Origin of the sequence: Plantactinospora solaniradicis (assembly GCF_042658085.1) — a bacterium.
GTDB classification, from domain to species: Bacteria; Actinomycetota; Actinomycetes; order Mycobacteriales; family Micromonosporaceae; genus Plantactinospora; species Plantactinospora solaniradicis.
Window position 1 is genome coordinate 93,650 of the sequence record NZ_JBHSPR010000013.1, and the last position, 15,602, is coordinate 109,251.

Annotated in this window: 17 protein-coding genes; 11 read left to right on the forward strand and 6 right to left on the reverse strand. The window is 68.8% G+C overall.

The features are described from left to right. Positions 1–158: 158 nt before the first annotated feature. Positions 159–416, reverse strand: coding sequence for a hypothetical protein (locus ACFP2T_RS18330; RefSeq protein WP_377423252.1), 258 nt, complete (start codon positions 414–416; stop codon positions 159–161). A 403-nt stretch (positions 417–819) separates the two neighbouring features. Between ACFP2T_RS18330 and ACFP2T_RS18335 the strand changes: the two genes are divergently transcribed. From ACFP2T_RS18335 to ACFP2T_RS18345, 3 genes are all read left to right on the forward strand, one after another. Then, positions 820–2,079 (forward strand): MFS transporter, encoded by a 1,260-nt coding sequence (locus tag ACFP2T_RS18335; protein ID WP_377423254.1) that lies wholly within the window; start codon positions 820–822, stop codon positions 2,077–2,079. A gap of 186 nt (positions 2,080–2,265) precedes the next feature. Continuing rightward, positions 2,266–3,732: a glycoside hydrolase gene (locus ACFP2T_RS18340; RefSeq protein WP_377423256.1), complete on the forward strand. Its 1,467-nt coding sequence runs from the start codon at positions 2,266–2,268 to the stop codon at positions 3,730–3,732. Between the two features lie 274 nt (positions 3,733–4,006). After that, positions 4,007–4,549, forward strand: coding sequence for a hypothetical protein (locus ACFP2T_RS18345; RefSeq protein ID WP_377423257.1), 543 nt, complete (start codon positions 4,007–4,009; stop codon positions 4,547–4,549). A 192-nt stretch (positions 4,550–4,741) separates the two neighbouring features. Here the strand turns inward: ACFP2T_RS18345 and ACFP2T_RS18350 are convergent, their stop codons facing one another. The 3 genes from ACFP2T_RS18350 to ACFP2T_RS18360 form a co-directional block, all read right to left on the reverse strand. Next, the gene (locus ACFP2T_RS18350; protein ID WP_377423259.1) at positions 4,742–5,431 is read right to left on the reverse strand and encodes a class I SAM-dependent methyltransferase; all 690 of its coding nucleotides are present in this window, start codon (positions 5,429–5,431) and stop codon (positions 4,742–4,744) included. 110 nt (positions 5,432–5,541) lie between these two features. Then, positions 5,542–6,546, reverse strand: a complete 1,005-nt coding sequence (locus ACFP2T_RS18355; RefSeq protein WP_377423261.1) for a MerR family transcriptional regulator — start codon at positions 6,544–6,546, stop codon at positions 5,542–5,544. Positions 6,547–6,552: 6 nt separating this feature from the next. Further along, entirely contained in the window at positions 6,553–7,221 is a 669-nt protein-coding gene (locus tag ACFP2T_RS18360; protein WP_465264263.1) for a HEAT repeat domain-containing protein, read from the reverse strand. Positions 7,222–7,521: 300 nt separating this feature from the next. On the opposite strand from ACFP2T_RS18360, the gene ACFP2T_RS18365 reads away from it, so the two are divergent. Then, entirely contained in the window at positions 7,522–8,382 is an 861-nt protein-coding gene (locus ACFP2T_RS18365) for a G1 family glutamic endopeptidase (protein ID WP_377423263.1), read from the forward strand. Between the two features lie 153 nt (positions 8,383–8,535). Then, complete coding sequence (locus ACFP2T_RS18370) at positions 8,536–9,627, forward strand: methyltransferase (RefSeq protein ID WP_377423264.1); 1,092 nt, start codon at positions 8,536–8,538, stop codon at positions 9,625–9,627. An 18-nt stretch (positions 9,628–9,645) separates the two neighbouring features. On the opposite strand, the gene ACFP2T_RS18375 is transcribed toward ACFP2T_RS18370, so the two are convergent. Further along, positions 9,646–10,317 (reverse strand): TetR/AcrR family transcriptional regulator, encoded by a 672-nt coding sequence (locus ACFP2T_RS18375; RefSeq protein ID WP_377423266.1) that lies wholly within the window; start codon positions 10,315–10,317, stop codon positions 9,646–9,648. A 70-nt stretch (positions 10,318–10,387) separates the two neighbouring features. On the opposite strand from ACFP2T_RS18375, the gene ACFP2T_RS18380 reads away from it, so the two are divergent. Together ACFP2T_RS18380 and ACFP2T_RS18385 are read left to right on the forward strand one after the other, a co-directional pair. Beyond that, a complete protein-coding gene (locus ACFP2T_RS18380; protein WP_377423268.1) occupies positions 10,388–11,317 on the forward strand; it encodes an alpha/beta hydrolase family protein in 930 nt (309 codons plus the stop codon). 85 nt (positions 11,318–11,402) lie between these two features. Further along, the gene (locus ACFP2T_RS18385) at positions 11,403–11,954 is read left to right on the forward strand and encodes a YciI family protein (protein ID WP_377423270.1); all 552 of its coding nucleotides are present in this window, start codon (positions 11,403–11,405) and stop codon (positions 11,952–11,954) included. A gap of 85 nt (positions 11,955–12,039) precedes the next feature. On the opposite strand, the gene ACFP2T_RS18390 is transcribed toward ACFP2T_RS18385, so the two are convergent. Next, positions 12,040–12,885: an SAM-dependent methyltransferase gene (locus ACFP2T_RS18390; protein ID WP_377423816.1), complete on the reverse strand. Its 846-nt coding sequence runs from the start codon at positions 12,883–12,885 to the stop codon at positions 12,040–12,042. Between ACFP2T_RS18390 and ACFP2T_RS18395 the strand changes: the two genes are divergently transcribed. From ACFP2T_RS18395 to ACFP2T_RS18410, 4 genes are all read left to right on the forward strand, one after another. Beyond that, complete coding sequence (locus ACFP2T_RS18395) at positions 12,812–13,072, forward strand: hypothetical protein (protein ID WP_377423818.1); 261 nt, start codon at positions 12,812–12,814, stop codon at positions 13,070–13,072. The genes ACFP2T_RS18390 and ACFP2T_RS18395 overlap by 74 nt on opposite strands. Before the next feature lie 137 nt (positions 13,073–13,209). Further along, complete coding sequence (locus ACFP2T_RS18400) at positions 13,210–14,007, forward strand: ABC transporter ATP-binding protein (protein ID WP_377423273.1); 798 nt, start codon at positions 13,210–13,212, stop codon at positions 14,005–14,007. Then, positions 14,004–14,765, forward strand: coding sequence for an ABC transporter permease (locus ACFP2T_RS18405; protein ID WP_377423276.1), 762 nt, complete (start codon positions 14,004–14,006; stop codon positions 14,763–14,765). Before ACFP2T_RS18400 ends, ACFP2T_RS18405 begins: the two co-directional genes overlap by 4 nt. Positions 14,766–14,809: 44 nt before the next feature. Beyond that, positions 14,810–15,598, forward strand: coding sequence for a helix-turn-helix domain-containing protein (locus tag ACFP2T_RS18410; protein WP_377423278.1), 789 nt, complete (start codon positions 14,810–14,812; stop codon positions 15,596–15,598). Positions 15,599–15,602 lie beyond the last annotated feature (4 nt).

The following is a 15,602-nucleotide window of genomic DNA, read 5'->3' on the forward strand; positions in this document are numbered from 1 at the left end:
CGCCGGGCTGGTCGACCCGGCGGTGGCCGATCGGGTGTGGGAGCGCCTGTCCGAGCAGGTGCGCAGCGCCCGGGAGTGGTGGGATCAGGTGAACACGTACGTCCACCGGGAGTACGGAGTGCCGGACGCGAAGGGCAGGCGCATCCACCGACCCGGTGCTAGTAGGTGAAGGTCCAGAGGAAGTAGAAACTGGGACCGGTGGGGCCGTACTGGCGGTTCTCGCAGTAGTACCAGCTCCACAGGCCGGTCTGTACACCCTCGTTGCCGTAGCTCCGGCAGAACTGGCCGTCGGAGTAGACGCCGCGTAGCGTGCCGCCCTCCGGGTCAGCGGCGGCCGGAGCGGCGCCGATCCCGACCAGCCCGCCCAGTGCGAGCGCCATCGCCAATACCAGGGTCGCCCATTTGCGTCCGCGCATGAAGCCTCCTACCGATACCGTCCACAGTGCACGACGGCGCTTCGTTGAGCCGGGCCTGAGACATCGAAGAACGTGAACATAGGCTCACACGGGCGCGCGTGGTCCGGCTCACGACAACGGGCGGTGCTACAGCGACGATCCGTCAGCATGGTCTCCGTCGAACGGGCATCCGCCCTGACGGGACGGGTCAGCTGGCTGGTTCCGGCACCCCTGGCCATGACACCGTCGCAGGTGACAGCGCGACGAAGGTGCGTACGGCATCGAGCTTGGCGCACCAGACCTGCTCACCCACACCAGATGGTTGTGGCTCGCCGTCAGTTCAGTTGTTTGATCCGCCGTCCCGGGCCTTGCTTTGATCAAAGTGATCAACAGCGAGTTGTTCGAGGCGAGAGGTGCGGAGCTTGTGTCTGGACGATCCCTGGGCCGGCAGTTCGGATGGCTGTGGGCGGCCTACGCGGTCAGTGCCTACGGCTCGGCGCTGGGGTTCGGCGCGATTCCGCTGATCGCCGTGCTGGTGTTGCAGGCCAGCCCCGCTCAGGTGTCCGCGTTGTCCGCGGTGGGGCCGGCGGTGGGCGCGCTGATCGCGTTGCCGCTCGGGCCGTGGGTGGAGTTTCGCCGCAAGCGGCCGGTGATGATCGCGATGGACCTGGCCCGGTTCGCGGTCATGATGACGATCCCGCTCGCCTACGCCTTCGGCCGGCTCAGTTTCGTCCAGTTGCTGGTCGTCTCGGTCGTGGTCGCCACGGCCAAAATCGCCTTCAACGCGGCCAGCGGCGCCTACCTCAAGGCCCTGGTCCGGCCGGAAGACCTGCTCGTGGCCAACGCGAGGTTCGAGTCGACGACGTGGAGTTCCATCGCGGTCGGGCCGCCGCTGGGCGGGGCGGCGATCTGCCTGTTCGGGCCGGTCACCACCGTGCTGACCGATGCGCTCAGCTACCTGTTCTCCGCGCTGGGGGTCACGGCGATTCGCGGCCGAGAAGAACACCCGCGGCGAACCGGCGGGCGCCGGGCCCGGGGCAGCGAGTTGCTCGACGGCTGGCGGCACATCCTGGCCCACCCCGGCCTGCGGGCGCTCTACGTCAACCAACTGCTCGTCGGCGGACTGATCATGGCCACGGAGCCGCTGTTGGCCGTGCTCCTGCTCGGCCAGCTCGGATTCCCACCCTGGCAGTACGGCCTCGCCTTCGCCGTCCCCTGCGTCGGCGGGCTCATCGGCTCACGCCTCGCCAGGCGCGTCGTGGCGCGATACGGCCAACACCAGATCCTCCGTACGGTCGGCACGCTGCGCGCGGTCTGGCTGATCGGTCTCGCCTTCGTCCAGCCCGGTGTCGTCGGTCTCGCGACCGTGATGGCCGTCGAGCTCGCGATCATCATCAGCATGAGCCTGTACAACCCGGTGCTCGCCACCTATCGGCTCGAACACACCCCCAGAGACCGCATCACCCGCACCCTGTCGGCCTGGTCGATCAGTAGCAGCGCCGCCATCGCCATCCTCACCGCGCTCGGCGGACTGCTCGCCGCCGCGACCAGCCCACGCACGGCCATCGCGGTCGCGGGACTGCTGATCCTCGCCAGCCCACTGCTACTGCCCCGCCGGCGCGATTCCGCACTCCCACCCGACCCTGAGCCGGCAACAGCAAGATCTAGTTCACCCGTCCGCTAAGCCGGCTCAGCGCGCATGGCTGGGGCGGGAACCCCGGCCCGACCGGTTCGGTGCGTCTTCCGATAACCCTTAGGATAACCCATAGACATTGGTCACCTTCTATGTAAACATCCAACCGACCAGGTTACGAAGCCATGTCCGGGGTGTTCACGCACCTGCGCCGGGCCGATCCGACGGGAGAGCGTGATGGTCACACGGAGAGCCGTGTTCGGCGGTGCCGGCGCCGTCGCGGGAGCCGCCGTGGCAGGCAGCCTGCTGGGCAGTGGCGCCGCCCGGGCGGACGCCACCATCGCGATCCGGCCGAGCGCCGACTTCGGCGCATGGGAGGGCTGGGGTACCTCACTGGCCTGGTGGGCCAACGTGTTCGGCAACCGCGACGACTTCGCCGACATCTTCTTCACCACCAACTCAGTGACGTACAACGGCGTGACGTTGCCCGGCCTCGGGCTCAGCATCGCCCGCTACAACCTGGGCGCCTGCAGTTGGAACTCCGTCGACGGCGCCGCCATGGTGGCCTCGCCCAACATCCCGTCCTTCAAGCAGATCGCGGGTTTCTGGCAGGACTGGCGCAACACCGACCCGGCCTCGTCGGCGTGGAACTGGAACGCCGACGCCAACCAGCGCGCCGCCCTGGTGAAGGCCACCCAGCGGGGCGCGATGAGTGAGCTGTTCGCGAACTCGCCGATGTGGTGGATGTGCCTCAACCACAACCCGTCCGGCGCGGCCGGCGGCGGCAACAACCTCCAGTCCTGGAACTACGCCCAGCACGCCTATCACCTCGCGGTCACCGCCCGTCGCGCCCGGGACACCTGGGGCGTGAACTTCCGGACGGTCGACCCGTTCAACGAGCCGTCGTCGAGTTGGTGGACCGCGACCGGCACCCAGGAGGGCTGCCACATCGACGCGAGCATCCAGCGGACGGTCCTGGCCCACCTCCGCACCGCCCTCGACGGGCAAGGCCTCACCGGGCTCGCGATCTCCGCCTCCGACGAAACCAGCTACGACCTCGCCCGTACCACCTGGAACAGCTTCGACGCTGCCACCCGGGGCTTGGTGCGGCAGGTCAACGTGCACGGCTACCAGGGCAGCGGCGGCCGTCGCGACCTGCTCTACAACGACGTCCGCGCGGCTGGCAAGGTGCTCTGGAACTCCGAGTACGGCGACGGCGACGGGACCGGTCTCACCATGGCCAAGAACCTCTGCCTCGACTGGACATGGTTGCACCCGACCGCCTGGGCCTACTGGCAGGTGATGGATCCGAGCGCGGGCTGGGCCGCCATCCCGTACGACCCGAACACCCGCACGCCGGGCGCGGTCCAACCGAAGTACTACGTGCTGGCACACTTCACCCGGCACATCCGGCCCGGCATGCGGATCCTCAACACCGGCGACGGCAGCACCGCGGCCGCCTACGACGCCGCCGCCCGGCGGCTGATCATCGTGGCCGTCAACACCGGCGCCGCCCAGACACTCACGTTCGACCTCTCCGCCTTCAGCACGGTGACCGGTGGGGTAACCCGCTGGACCACCGTCCCCGGCGGCACCGACCGCTACCTCCGCCGAACCGACATCGGGCTCAGCGGAAAGTCGGTCCGACTCGCGTTTCCCGCCGGTTCGGTGCAGACCCTCCACATCGACGAGGTGGTCGCGTGACCGGTCTCGCTGGACGGCCGGTCGAGGCGTGATCGAAGCGGGGCGCGCCAAGGCGTGTTTGGTAAACCACCGGGCTGTTCGGCTGGCTGGTTCTGACGGTGTGACACGCCCCCATCTGGACGGCATCAACCGGCCCCACCGGGGGACGTGAGGCGACCCAGGTCTCGGTGACAGACAGTTGCGACGGTGCCCTACGCACCTTCCCAGGGCCACGCTTGACCGCCGATGACAGTGAATCTATCGAGGGCTCTGGGTGGTCCGGCATACTGCCCGGATGCCCTCCACAGTTCGGCAGAATCGTCTCGTTCTCGTCAATGGCGAGGAGGGCGCCGGCAAGTCAACCATCGTTCGTGCGCTGCTGCCCCACACGCCCGACGGTGCCCGAATCGACGCTGAGGACCTCGGGCAGACCAACCCGTGCCTGATGGACGACGAGTTTTTCGACCTGCTTCGCCGCAACGTCGCTGGCCTGGTGGAGAACTTCTGGACCGCTGGCTACGCCAACGTCATCGCCGGCAGCTTTCTGCGCGGCTACCCCGATTACCTGGCCTTCCGCGAGCTGCTAAGCCTGCCCTGTGCGGTGTTCCTGGTTGAGCTTGTGGTCGATAAGGACGTGCGCGACGGCCGGCGGGTCACCCGAGCGAAGCCGACGACGCAGGAGTGGCGGGACATGGTCGACCTGATCCCGGAAGATCTGACCATCCGACAGGCAGCCGATGCCGACTACCGGTACGTCGGCCTTGATACGACTGGTTTGGACGTCCCTGAGACCGTGCGACGGATCAAGGACGCCATCCCGGAGATCTATTACCGTTGACGAGGCAGCGCAGGTACTTGATCTGCCGCCCTGGGGCGCGGCGACGATCCCGATCAAGGCTGACCACGCCGCGAATCGGCGCAAGCTGGGGTCGAAGGGCGGTCGTCCACCGGCCTTCGACCCCGAACGCGACAAGCAGCGCCATGCCGTGGAATGCGGCATCAACGAGCTCGAACGCAACCGTGGCCTGGCCTAGCGCAGGCGTCGGGCTCGCAGCACCACATCGTGGGTGTGGTGTGCCCCGGCACCCGTCGTCGTATCCCGAGGTCTTCTCTCGTCGAACTCGACCTGCCAGTCCTGGCCGAGCAGGGCGGCGACGTCGGCCGGGCTGACGTAGTCGGCCGGGTCGAACCCGTGCGCCCTGGCCTGCTCGGCGTCGACGTCGGCGTGGTGCACGACCAGCAGGACACCACCGGGTGCGACAGCCGCGATCAGCACGCCCTCGGCCTCGTTGGTCGGAGTTCGTCGCAGCGCGGGGTACAGGGCGGTTACCAGATCGAACGTGCCGGCCCGAACCGGCGCTCCCACCAGGGCGCTCCGCATCCACCGCACCTCGACCTTCGCGTCACGCGCATGGCGCGTGGCGCGCTCCAACGCCACCTGCGACACGTCCAACGCTGTCACGTCCCAACCGTGCCCGGCGAGCCAGACCGCATCCGCGCCCTCGCCGCACCCGACGTCCAACGCCCGCCCCGGCGTGAGTCCGGCCACCTCGGCCACCAACGCCGTGTTCGGCAGCCCACTCCACACCTGCTCGGCGCTCGCGTACCGCGCCTCCCACTCCGCGACACTCTCCGCTCCGGTTCCGACAGGGTCAGCTAGCCGCTGGTCGCGGCCTGCGGCGCCACCGTACGGGTCGGGGTCCGGGGATCCGTTTGTCATTTCCACACCATCGCCCAACTTCACCCACCGCCCAAATGCTGTTGCCAATCCAGCAAACGTTCGCGACTCCGGGGGCGTGTCGAGGCGGAGGTTCCACCCAGAAAGTACCGTTATCGCGCGTTGCGTACCTTGAGAATGTATGCCGCAGTGAGCGCAACAGCACGGTCCTCGTCATGTGCCAGGTCTGCGAGGGCCCGCGCCGCCGTGATCCCCGGGATGTCCGCGAGCGCCTGTGCCAGCCGCCGGCGCGCAGAGGGTTCGACGGCGCCGTGGGCGAGGCAGTCGACGAGCCTGGTGGCGATCTGATCCGCCAGCGCGGGAGCACTCGCCAGCCCGCTCAGTACATCGGCCGCATCGGCGTCATTCGTCTCCTCGACGATCATGTCGACGAGCGTCGGGACCGCGTCGGCTACTCCGCGTGCCCCGAGCGCCAGAGCCGCGTACCCGCGGACCACGGTGTCGGAGTTCGCGAGGGCGTCCCGTAGCAGTGCGGTCGCCGCACCGTTCGGAATCTCGGCGATGGACTGGACCGCACGTTTCCGCACCTCGGCCACTGCCGAACCGAGGCCCTCCGCCAGCAGCGCCAATCCGCGATCGCCCGATTGTGCCAAGGCCCATCGAAGGGCTCCGGCGACGTTCGGGTCCGTCTCGCTCAGTGCCGCCTCGACCAGTGCCTCCACTGGCACCGGAACCTCTTCGACCGAGGACAAGGCCGCGCGCTGGCGCTTCCCGGCGCTCTCCGACCCCAACGCCTGGAGTAGTGCGACGATCTGGAGCACGTCCTCCCAGCCGGCGGGTTCCGCGGCATCGATCCGACGGAGTCGGGTGAGCAGTTCCGTCTCGGCTGCAATGCGTTTTCGCGTCTGGCGGATGAGGTCGTCGACGAGTTCCGAGGGCGTGAAGCCGGGATCATCCAGCGCGCGACCGACCTCACGCAGCGACAGCCCCAACGACCGCAGGCTCTCGATATGGAAGATCCGGCGGATGTCCTCGCTGGAATACTCGCGATAGCCGGCCTCGGTACGACCCGTTGGCCGCACCAGGCCGAGCGAGTCGTAATGCCTGAGCATGCGGGCGCTGACCCCGGACCGTCGTGCCACGTCACCGATCAACACTCCCGATCACCCCTCCTGGCTGGTCCCGCCGAGGGCTACGGCGCGCTTCGCCCTCTCGATCGCGAACTCGAATCCGGCATCCGGGTCGCGCAACAGCCGTTCGGTGGCGATCGCGTGCCGACGCACGCGAGGGTCGAGATCCGTGATCGCCGCACGCAGGGTCGGCATCATCACCTCACCGAGTGCGATCAGCGCCCGGCTGAGGCTCAACTGCGTCTCCCGCTCGCCGCGCCCGAGCTGTGTCGCCAGCACTCCGGCCAACTCGGGTTCTTCACCTTCGGGCACGAGCACGACCGCTGCTCGCCAGGCGCTCCGCGCCACCTCGTCGTCGGCGTCGGTCAGAAGCGCCCGTGTGATCGCTGGCCACGCCCGCCGATCCCCGATCTTGGACAGCGTGTGCAGCGCCTGGCTCCGTGCCTGCGCACGCTCCGAGCGGAGTGCATCGACGAGTTTCGGGACCGTCGTTGATGCCGAGTGACGGGTGAGTGCCCAGGTAAGCATTTCGCGCACGTAGAATTCGGGTTCGATCGCGCATCGTTCGATGAGCTTGTCGATGAACCGCGGGTCCGGGGTCGTCCCGACCGCTAGCGCTGCCCGCAGCCGCACTGACGAATTGGTGTTCTCCAGCCCCTGGAGGGCTCGAAGCGTATCCGTGTCCTGTTCCGGCATGGTCATCGGGACCACCTCCCTGGCTACAGTGAAAACCTTGTCACTGTGTCAAGGTCAAGCGCGCCTTTCGGGCATTCCGCTGCTCTGTCGGCTTCGCGGCTGTGCCCGGCTGCCTTCGCGTGCCATTTTCAGAGCAGGGTGAGCGCACGGTGCCGGTGCGTGTCGGGCCGATCAGGTTTCCGGTGACGGCCGTCCGGCCGGCGCGGGCAGCCGTCTCTCGCCCAGCCACGCCCGTCTGCCCGGCACGATCGCGGCACGCCGCAGTGCACGCCCGGTCCTCGGACCGGCTATCGGATGGGGATATCAATGACCGGACAGGAAACCCGCGGCAGGACGGCGGTGCGGCGCTGCCCACCCCCGCCGAAGGCCTTCGACCCGTTCAGCGCGACACAGGACGACCTGAGGCAGTACGGGCTGCCGCTGCGGCCCGACCCGCGGACCCGGCCGGGCGTGGCCGCACTGTGGGAACGCCAGGCACGCCGTTACCGCGGCTTCGAGCATCTCGAGGCGGAGTTCGACGCCACGACGGCGGACAAGAAGGCGGTCGTCGCGAGTGCCCTGGCGCCGGCGCCCATCGAGTCGTGCGGCTACCACCTCACCAGCCTCACGGCGCCGTTCACCGTCCTGTTCGTCACCTGGACGGTGCCCAATCTGCGGTTCGCCCCCAGCCCGCTGGGCATCAACCGCTTCCATACCTTTGTCGGTCTGGGCTTCCTCGACGTCCACGTCGAGATGACCGTCAACTCCACGCAGAACGTCACCAGCCAGATCTGGGCGCAGAGTGTCGGGCAGATCAACCTGCCGGTCGGCCCCGGTGACGTCGTCAGCGGCTCGTTGTGCCTGAACACCAATGCGGCCGGCACCGCCCACTACTTCCTCGCGAACGAGACCAGAGGGCAGACCATGAACTTCTCGGTCGACACCGGGTTTCCGCCCGCCGTCACCGTGAGCGCGGGCGTCACCCGGGGGGACCTCAACCAACCGGTTCGTCCGCTGGCCCGCTTCGGCAGCGTCTATTTCGACGAGATCAGCGCCTACACGACCGGTGGGAGCCGGTCGCTCACGTCGGGCGAGGCCGTCACCATGGTCGAGTCGAACGGCGCCACCCTCGCCACGCCCGTCCGGCTCACCGACTACACCTTCAAGACGGTGTACGCAGGGGCCTGATCGCTTGCCGGTCCCGACGCGATCCGGACGTTCCGACACGCTGTCCTCGACGCCGTGCACTGTGGGCGAGACGCGCGCACGATAGCTTGGCGCGATGCCGTGGACATATGATCACGTCGATGCGGATGGCGCCAGTCGATCGGCGGAGGTTCGATGAGCGAGGAACCCGTACCCCGAGTGTTTGCCGTACCCGAACAGCCGCCGGCCGACGCCAGCCCGGCTTCCGGCGACGGGCCGGGGCCACCCCCGGCCGGACCGCCGACGCCGGCCCGGATCACCGAGGCCGCGGCCGGCTTCATGCTGTCGAAGCTCCTGTTCGTCGCCGCCGAGGTGGACCTGTTCGCCGCCATCGGACCGGAGGGCGCGACCCCGCAGACGATCGCCGAGCGTTGCCAACTCCCGGAGCGCAGCGCGGCGACCCTGCCCTACCTGCTCGCGGCGGCAGGTCTGCTCGAACGCGACGGCGACCGCTACCGCAACGCGCCCGACACCGAGGCCTTCCTCAGCGGTCGCGGCCCGCTCGACCTTCGCCCGATCCTGCGCTACTGGGACACGGTGAGCTATGCCAGTTGGAGTCGGGCAGGCACGGCGTTCCGCACCCGCCAGCCCGTACGCGGCGAGCTGACCAGCGAGCAGACCCAGGCGTACGAGTCGGCGGTCGCGGCGGTGACCGCCGAGACGGCAGCCGACCTCGCCCGGACGTACGACTTCAGCCGCCACCGCCGGTTGCTCGACGTGGGGGGCGGGATCGGCACCTTCGCGCGGCCGATCCTGCGCGGTTACCCGCAGCTGACCGGCACCCTGCTGGAGTTGCCCGAAGTGGCGTCGATGGTGGGCGCGGAGGTCTCGTCCAGCGAGTTCGCCCAGCGGCTCGACGTGCACGGCGCCGACGTTTTCACCGATCCGTTGCCGGACGACCACGACGCGATCGTGGTGGCCAACTTCCTGCACCTGTTCTCGCCGGAACGCAACATCGCCCTGCTGACCCGGCTGCGCGAGGTCGCCCCACCGGACGGTCGGCTACTGCTGGTCGACTGGTGGCGGGACGGCCCGGCGCCGCACCCGTCGGCCCGGTTCGCCGCCGGGGAGTTCCTGATGATCAGCGGCGGCGACACCTACCGGCCGGACGAGGTGGCGGACTGGCTGGCCGCCACCGGCTGGCGGTTCGTCAGTCACCAGCCGCTGCCGCCGCCGGCCGGGCTCATCGTCGCCGAGCCCGCCGAGCCGGAGGCCGCCAACGGCTGACCGGCACGACGCCCCGGCTCAGGGGAGGCGCAGCCCGGCGAGGAGGAGTTCGACCATGCGACGGGCGTCGTACCGGGTGTCCTTGTTCGCGCCGATGCAGAGGTTGCCCACGCCACGCATCAGTTCCAGGGCCTGGATGTCGGGGCGGATCTGGCCTGCCCTGGCGGCGGCGTCGAGCAGCTCGGCGCAAACGGGCGCGAGGCGGTCGATGAAATAGGCGTGCAGGGTCGCGAAGGTGGCGTCGTCGGACTGCAGTGCCTCGGCGAGGCCATGCTTGGTGACCAGGAAGTCCACGAAGAGATCGATCCACCGAGCCAGGGCGGCGTGCGGTGAGTCGCTGGTCGCCAGCAGGACCGGGCCCGCCTCGACGCACGCCTCGACCTGGTGCCGGTAGACGGCGACGATGAGATCGGCCCGGGTCGGGAAGTGGCGGTAGATCGTGCCGACGCCGACGCCGGCCTTGACCGCGATGTCGCGTACGGGCGCATCGACCCCGGAAGAGATGAAGGCCGCCGCGGCCGCTTCCAGCAGGGTCTCCTCGTTACGCCGGGCGTCGGCCCGCTTTCGGGGGGCTGACGACTCTGATCCGCTGCCGATGTCAGCCACTGCGCTGTCGCCTCCGTCACTCACCTTGCTAACCGGAACATCGTTCCGTATTCTCGGTAACGGAACACGGATCCGCTTGCCCATGATGCCAGAACAGGGGATCCGTGACCATGCCACGCGTCGCTGATCACGTTATTCCTCAAGGAGAAACACCATGCGCCACCCCGACGAAGTCCTCAGCGCGCCCGTTCCTGTCATCTCGGTACGCCCGGTGGTGCTGCCCGCTCCCGACCGCGGCGAGGACCTGCGGGTACGGGTGTCGGCCCCGGCGACCGGCGACGAACTGCCCATCATCGTCTTCTCACACGGCTTCGGCGGCTCGCTGGACGGCTACGCCCCACTGGTCGACTTCTGGGTCGCCCGCGGTTTCGTGGTCGTTCAGCCCACCCACCTCGACTCGCGGACGCTGAACGTCACGCCCGACGATCCCCGTTACCCGGAGATCTGGCGCTTCCGGGTCGACGACCTGACGCGCGTCGTCGACCGACTGGACCTCGTCGAAGCCGCCGTCCCCGGCCTCCCGCGACGCCTCGACCGGAGCCGCATCGCCACCGCCGGGCACTCCTGGGGCGCCCAGACGGCGAGCATGCTGCTGGGCGCGCGAGTCCTCGATGCCAAGGGCGTCCCGGGCAAGGACATGTCCGACCCGCGGATCAAGGCCGGCGTGCTGCTTGCCGTGCCGGGCACGGGCGGCGCCGACCTGACGCCGTTCGCCGCCGAGCACTTCTCCTTCATGAGCCCGGGCTTCGCGGACATGACCACGCCGGCCCTGATCGTCGCGGGAGACAAGGACCAGTCCGCCCTGACCGTCCGCGGACCGGAGTGGTTCACGGACTCGTACTTCCTGAGCCCGGGAACCAAGAGCCTGCTCACCCTGTTCCAGGCAGAACACTCGCTGGGCGGAATCTCGGGCTACACCGTCACGGAGACGACGGACGAGAGCCCCGAGCGGGTCGCCCTGATCCAGCGGCTCACCTGGGCCTACCTGCGCAGCGCGCTCTACCCCGCAGATCCGAGCTGGTCGGCGACGAGCGCCGAACTGGCGAAGAGCACCGATCCGCTGGGCCGTATCGAGTCCAGGTGACGCTCCGGGAGGAATCCCCCTCATGACCGGACGATTCGCGGGCTTCCCGGCGCACCTGCAGCGCCATCCGTGAAGACTGTGGTGCATGGGGTTCCTCTGCTACCACCGCGATCGGCCGGGTTCCGCGACGCTGCGCAGCGAGTTGCTGGCGGAGCACTGGTCCTACATGGACCGGTACGCGACGGAGATGATCGCCCGCGGCCCGACCCTTGCCGATGACGGCGGCACACCCACCGGCAGCGTGCACATCGTCGACCTGCCCGACCCCGCCGCCGCCCGCGCATTCGCCTTCGACGAGCCCAACTACCAGGCCGGTGTGTACCGCGACGTGCTGCTGCGCCGGTGGCGTAACGGGCTGGGACGCACCATGTGGGAGTTCCCCGGCGGCCGGACCGGCGGGAACCGGTACCTGGTGCTCGGGCTCGGAACGGGGCACCCCGCCGACCTGGCCGTGCCGTCCGACTCAGACGAGCTGATCGCGTACGGGCCACTGCTGTCCGACAGTGGCTCCACCTGGCTGGGCACCGCAGTGTTGGTACGGGCACCCGACCCGGACACGGCACGCGCCGTGCTGACCCCGGACCGGTACGCCGACATCGAGGTGCACAACTGGCGGTTCGGCGGGCGGGCGTCATGACGTGGACGTCCAGGATGGATGTCCGGCGCCCCTGGACATCACATCCGGACCGGCGCCGCGTGGCAGCGTGTGCCCGGGGGGCAGATCAGGGTTTGCGCCCGACCACACCGTACTGCGGGACCTGTGCCGGCAGCACGCCGTCCTCGTCCGCGTCGGCCCGCCACACCGCACACGACACCAGGCCCGGCTCGACCAGTTCCAGTCGCCGGACGATCCGGCCGATCTCCTCCCCACTGCGGGCACAGATCTTCGGAGTGGCGTGCTGGTTGTAGTACGCCATCGCCTCGACGTTTCCTTCGCCACCGAGTTCGATCGTCGGATGGGTGAGCGCCAGGTAACTGCCGGACGGCACCGCGTCCAACAACCGATCCACAATAGACTGCACCTGGTCGGTGTCCGGAACGAAGTTGAGGACGCCGAGCAGCATGATCGCGATCGGCCGGTCGAAGTCCAGCGTCGCGGCGGCCCGGGTCAGGATCGCGTCCGGATCGCGGACGTCGGCCTCGATATAGTCGGTCGCACCCTTGGGGTCACTGCTCAGCAACGCCCGGGCGTGCACCAGCACCAGCGGGTCGTTGTCGACGTAGACGATGCGGGACTCCGGGGCGACCGCCTGGGCGACCTCGTGGGTGTTGTTGGCGGTCGGCAGTCCGGTCCCGATGTCGAGGAACTGGCGGATGCCCGCCTCCTCGGTCAAGAAACGGGCGGCTCGGGCCAGAAACGCCCGGTCCGCGCGGGCCACGGCATCGATGTGCGGGACCATCTCCCGGATCCGGTTCCCCACCTCGCGGTCGATTATGTAGTTGTCCTTCCCGCCCAGCCAGTAGTCCCAGATCCGGGCGTTGTGCGCCACGCTTGTGTCGATCCCCGACCCGGGCCGACCCGTCTGGTTGACGCTAGGACTCTGCGACACGCTCGACTCCTCATGCAGAGGTTTGGCAGGTTCTGTCGGGCAGCTTAGCGCTACTCGGCGGACCGCCAGGCCACGGCCAATCGACGGGCGCCTCCACCAGCACCGCAACGGTGAGGCATCCCTGACGTTCCACTTCTGGAGCGGCACGCAGATCACGTACCGCCTGACCAAGGCCGGCAGTTCGGTGACCGGCGGCACCACCTGACGAAGGAGAGGGGTGCCGCGGCCGCCGCCGGCCGCGGCACCTCCGCACGGCCGGCGCTCTGGATCGGCGGGTGGAAGGATCGGATCTGTCCTGCGGACTTGACCCTGACGCTGCGTCAACCCTCCATGCTGGCCGTCATGAGCATCCCACCGACAACCGATCGGGTCGGACAGCCCGCGATACACGTGCAGGGCCTGGAAAAGTCGTTCAAGCATCTGAAGGTGCTGCGCGGCGTGGACATCGACGTGGCGCGGGGCAGCATCTTCGCCCTGCTCGGCTCGAACGGGGCCGGCAAGACCACCGTGGTGAAGATCCTGTCCACGCTGCTCAGGGCCGACGCGGGGACTGCCCGGGTCAACGGCTTCGATGTCGTGACGCGCCCCGCCGACGTACGCGAGTCCATCAGTCTCACCGGGCAGTTCGCGGCGGTCGACGGGATCCTCACCGGGCGGGAGAACCTCGTCCTGGTCGCCAGGCTGAGGCACCTCAAGGACCCGGGCGCGATCGCGGACGACCTACTGAGGCGCTTCTCGCTGGCCGAGGCCGGCACCCGGAGGGTAGTGACGTACTCCGGTGGCATGCGCCGCCGCCTGGACATCGCGATGAGTCTCATCGGGCGCCCGCCGGTCATCTTCCTCGACGAGCCGACGGCCGGGCTGGACCCGCAGGCGCGCATCGAGGTGTGGCAGGCCGTCAAGGAACTCGCCAAGGGCGGCACGACCGTGCTGCTCACCACCCAGTACCTCGACGAGGCAGAGCAGCTCGCCGACCGGATCGCGATCCTCCACGAGGGCCGGATCATCGTGAACGGCACCCTCGACGAACTCAGGCAGCTCCTCCCACCCGCCGAGGTCGAGTACGTCGAGAAGCAGCCCACCCTCGAGGACGTCTTCCTCACTCTCGTCGGCGCCGGAACGGAGAAGGAACAACGATGAACAAGCACTTCCTCGGCGACACCGCCGTGCTCCTGGGGCGTTCGCTGCGCCACATCACCCGGAGCCCGGACACCATCATCACGACCGCGATCATGCCGATCGCCATGTTGCTACTGTTCGTCTACGTCTTCGGCGGCGCGATCGAGACCGGGTCCGACTCGTACGTGAACTACCTGCTGCCCGGCATCCTGCTCATCACGATCGCCTCGGGCATCTCCTACACCGCCTTCCGGCTCTTCCTGGACATGCAGGGCGGCATCTTCGAACGGTTCCAGTCCATGCCGATCGCACGATCCTCCGTGCTGTGGGCGCACGTCCTGACCTCGCTGGTCGCCAACCTGATCTCGCTCGTGGTCGTCGTGCTCGTCGCCCTGCTCATCGGCTTCCGCACGGGGGCGGGCGTACTGGGGTGGCTCGCGGTCGCCGGCATCCTGGTCCTGTTCACCCTGGCGCTGACCTGGATCGCCGTGATCCCCGGCCTCACCGCAAAGTCCGTGGACGGCGCGAGCGCGTTCTCCTACCCGCTCATCTTCCTGCCGTTCCTCAGCTCGGCCTTCGTGCCCACCGGCACCATGCCCGGCCCGGTGCGCGCCTTCGCCGAGCACCAGCCGGTGACCTCCATCGTCAACACGATCCGAGACCTGTTCACCCAGCAGCCGGTCGGCACCGACATCTGGGCCGCCCTCGCCTGGTGCGTCGGCATCCTCGTCGTCGCCTACATCTTCGCCACCGTCTCCTACCGTCGCAGGATCTCCTGAACCGGCGTCGACCGGGTCCGGGCAAGTGAGGGCAGGATCAGAGCATGCTTACGATCGGTCAACTGGCGGCGTACGCCGGCGTCACGGTGCGGACGGTGCGGCACTATCACCAGATCGGGCTACTGCCCGAGCCGGAGCGGGATGCCTCGGGTTACCGGCGGTATGGCGCAACAGCAGTCGTGTCCCTCATCAAGATCCGCACCCTCGCCAACGCCGGCGTGCCGCTGTCCCGGATCGGTCAGATGCTCGAAGCCGACGCATCGACCTTTGCCGACGCGGTCCAGCGAATCGACAGCCACCTGCGCGACGAGATCGAGCGGCTTGAGACCAGCCGCAAGCGGATCGCGCTGCTCGCTGCCGGAGACAGTCTGATGCTCCCCCCGGAGGTGGTCTCCTATCTCGATCGGCTTCGGGAGATCGGGGTGTCAGAGCAGGTGGTGGAGGCTGAGCGGGACGGGTGGATCCTGGTCGCGGCTCGCTGGCCCGACCACGTCCCCGAGATCATGGCCGGGAAATTCGCGCAGCTCGACGATCCGCAGGTCGTTCAGCTCTATCGGGTCCTGTCGGAGATCTCCGAAAGCGACGCGGGCGACGACTCGCGTCTGGAGGAGGTCGCCGACATCATGGCCGCCGGCCTGGACAAGCAGGCACACACCGCGGGCGAGACCGACCTCGGCGACGTGGCGCAGTACGACCTACCGTTCGACCTCCTGGACGCACTCGCCGTCGAGTCCGACCCGAGGGCGGAGCGGATGCTGGGCCTGATGCGCGAGCGTGGCTGGGCCAGTTGGACCCGTACTCGGCCGGAGCGGCTGGTCGACTCGCCCGACTAACCCC

Coding starts and splice junctions, on each gene's coding strand:
- ACFP2T_RS18345 (WP_377423257.1), top strand. CDS start 4,007: ATGCCCTCCACAGTTCGGCAGAATCGTCTCGTTCTCGTCAATGGCGAG.
- ACFP2T_RS18380 (WP_377423268.1), top strand. CDS start 10,388: ATGCGCCACCCCGACGAAGTCCTCAGCGCGCCCGTTCCTGTCATCTCG.
- ACFP2T_RS18350 (WP_377423259.1), bottom strand. CDS start 5,431: ATGACAAACGGATCCCCGGACCCCGACCCGTACGGTGGCGCCGCAGGC.
- ACFP2T_RS18370 (WP_377423264.1), top strand. CDS start 8,536: ATGAGCGAGGAACCCGTACCCCGAGTGTTTGCCGTACCCGAACAGCCG.
- ACFP2T_RS18365 (WP_377423263.1), top strand. CDS start 7,522: ATGACCGGACAGGAAACCCGCGGCAGGACGGCGGTGCGGCGCTGCCCA.
- ACFP2T_RS18410 (WP_377423278.1), top strand. CDS start 14,810: ATGCTTACGATCGGTCAACTGGCGGCGTACGCCGGCGTCACGGTGCGG.
- ACFP2T_RS18405 (WP_377423276.1), top strand. CDS start 14,004: ATGAACAAGCACTTCCTCGGCGACACCGCCGTGCTCCTGGGGCGTTCG.
- ACFP2T_RS18375 (WP_377423266.1), bottom strand. CDS start 10,317: ATGGGCAAGCGGATCCGTGTTCCGTTACCGAGAATACGGAACGATGTT.
- ACFP2T_RS18360 (WP_465264263.1), bottom strand. CDS start 7,221: ATGACCATGCCGGAACAGGACACGGATACGCTTCGAGCCCTCCAGGGG.
- ACFP2T_RS18385 (WP_377423270.1), top strand. CDS start 11,403: ATGGGGTTCCTCTGCTACCACCGCGATCGGCCGGGTTCCGCGACGCTG.
- ACFP2T_RS18340 (WP_377423256.1), top strand. CDS start 2,266: ATGGTCACACGGAGAGCCGTGTTCGGCGGTGCCGGCGCCGTCGCGGGA.
- ACFP2T_RS18400 (WP_377423273.1), top strand. CDS start 13,210: ATGAGCATCCCACCGACAACCGATCGGGTCGGACAGCCCGCGATACAC.
- ACFP2T_RS18330 (WP_377423252.1), bottom strand. CDS start 416: ATGCGCGGACGCAAATGGGCGACCCTGGTATTGGCGATGGCGCTCGCA.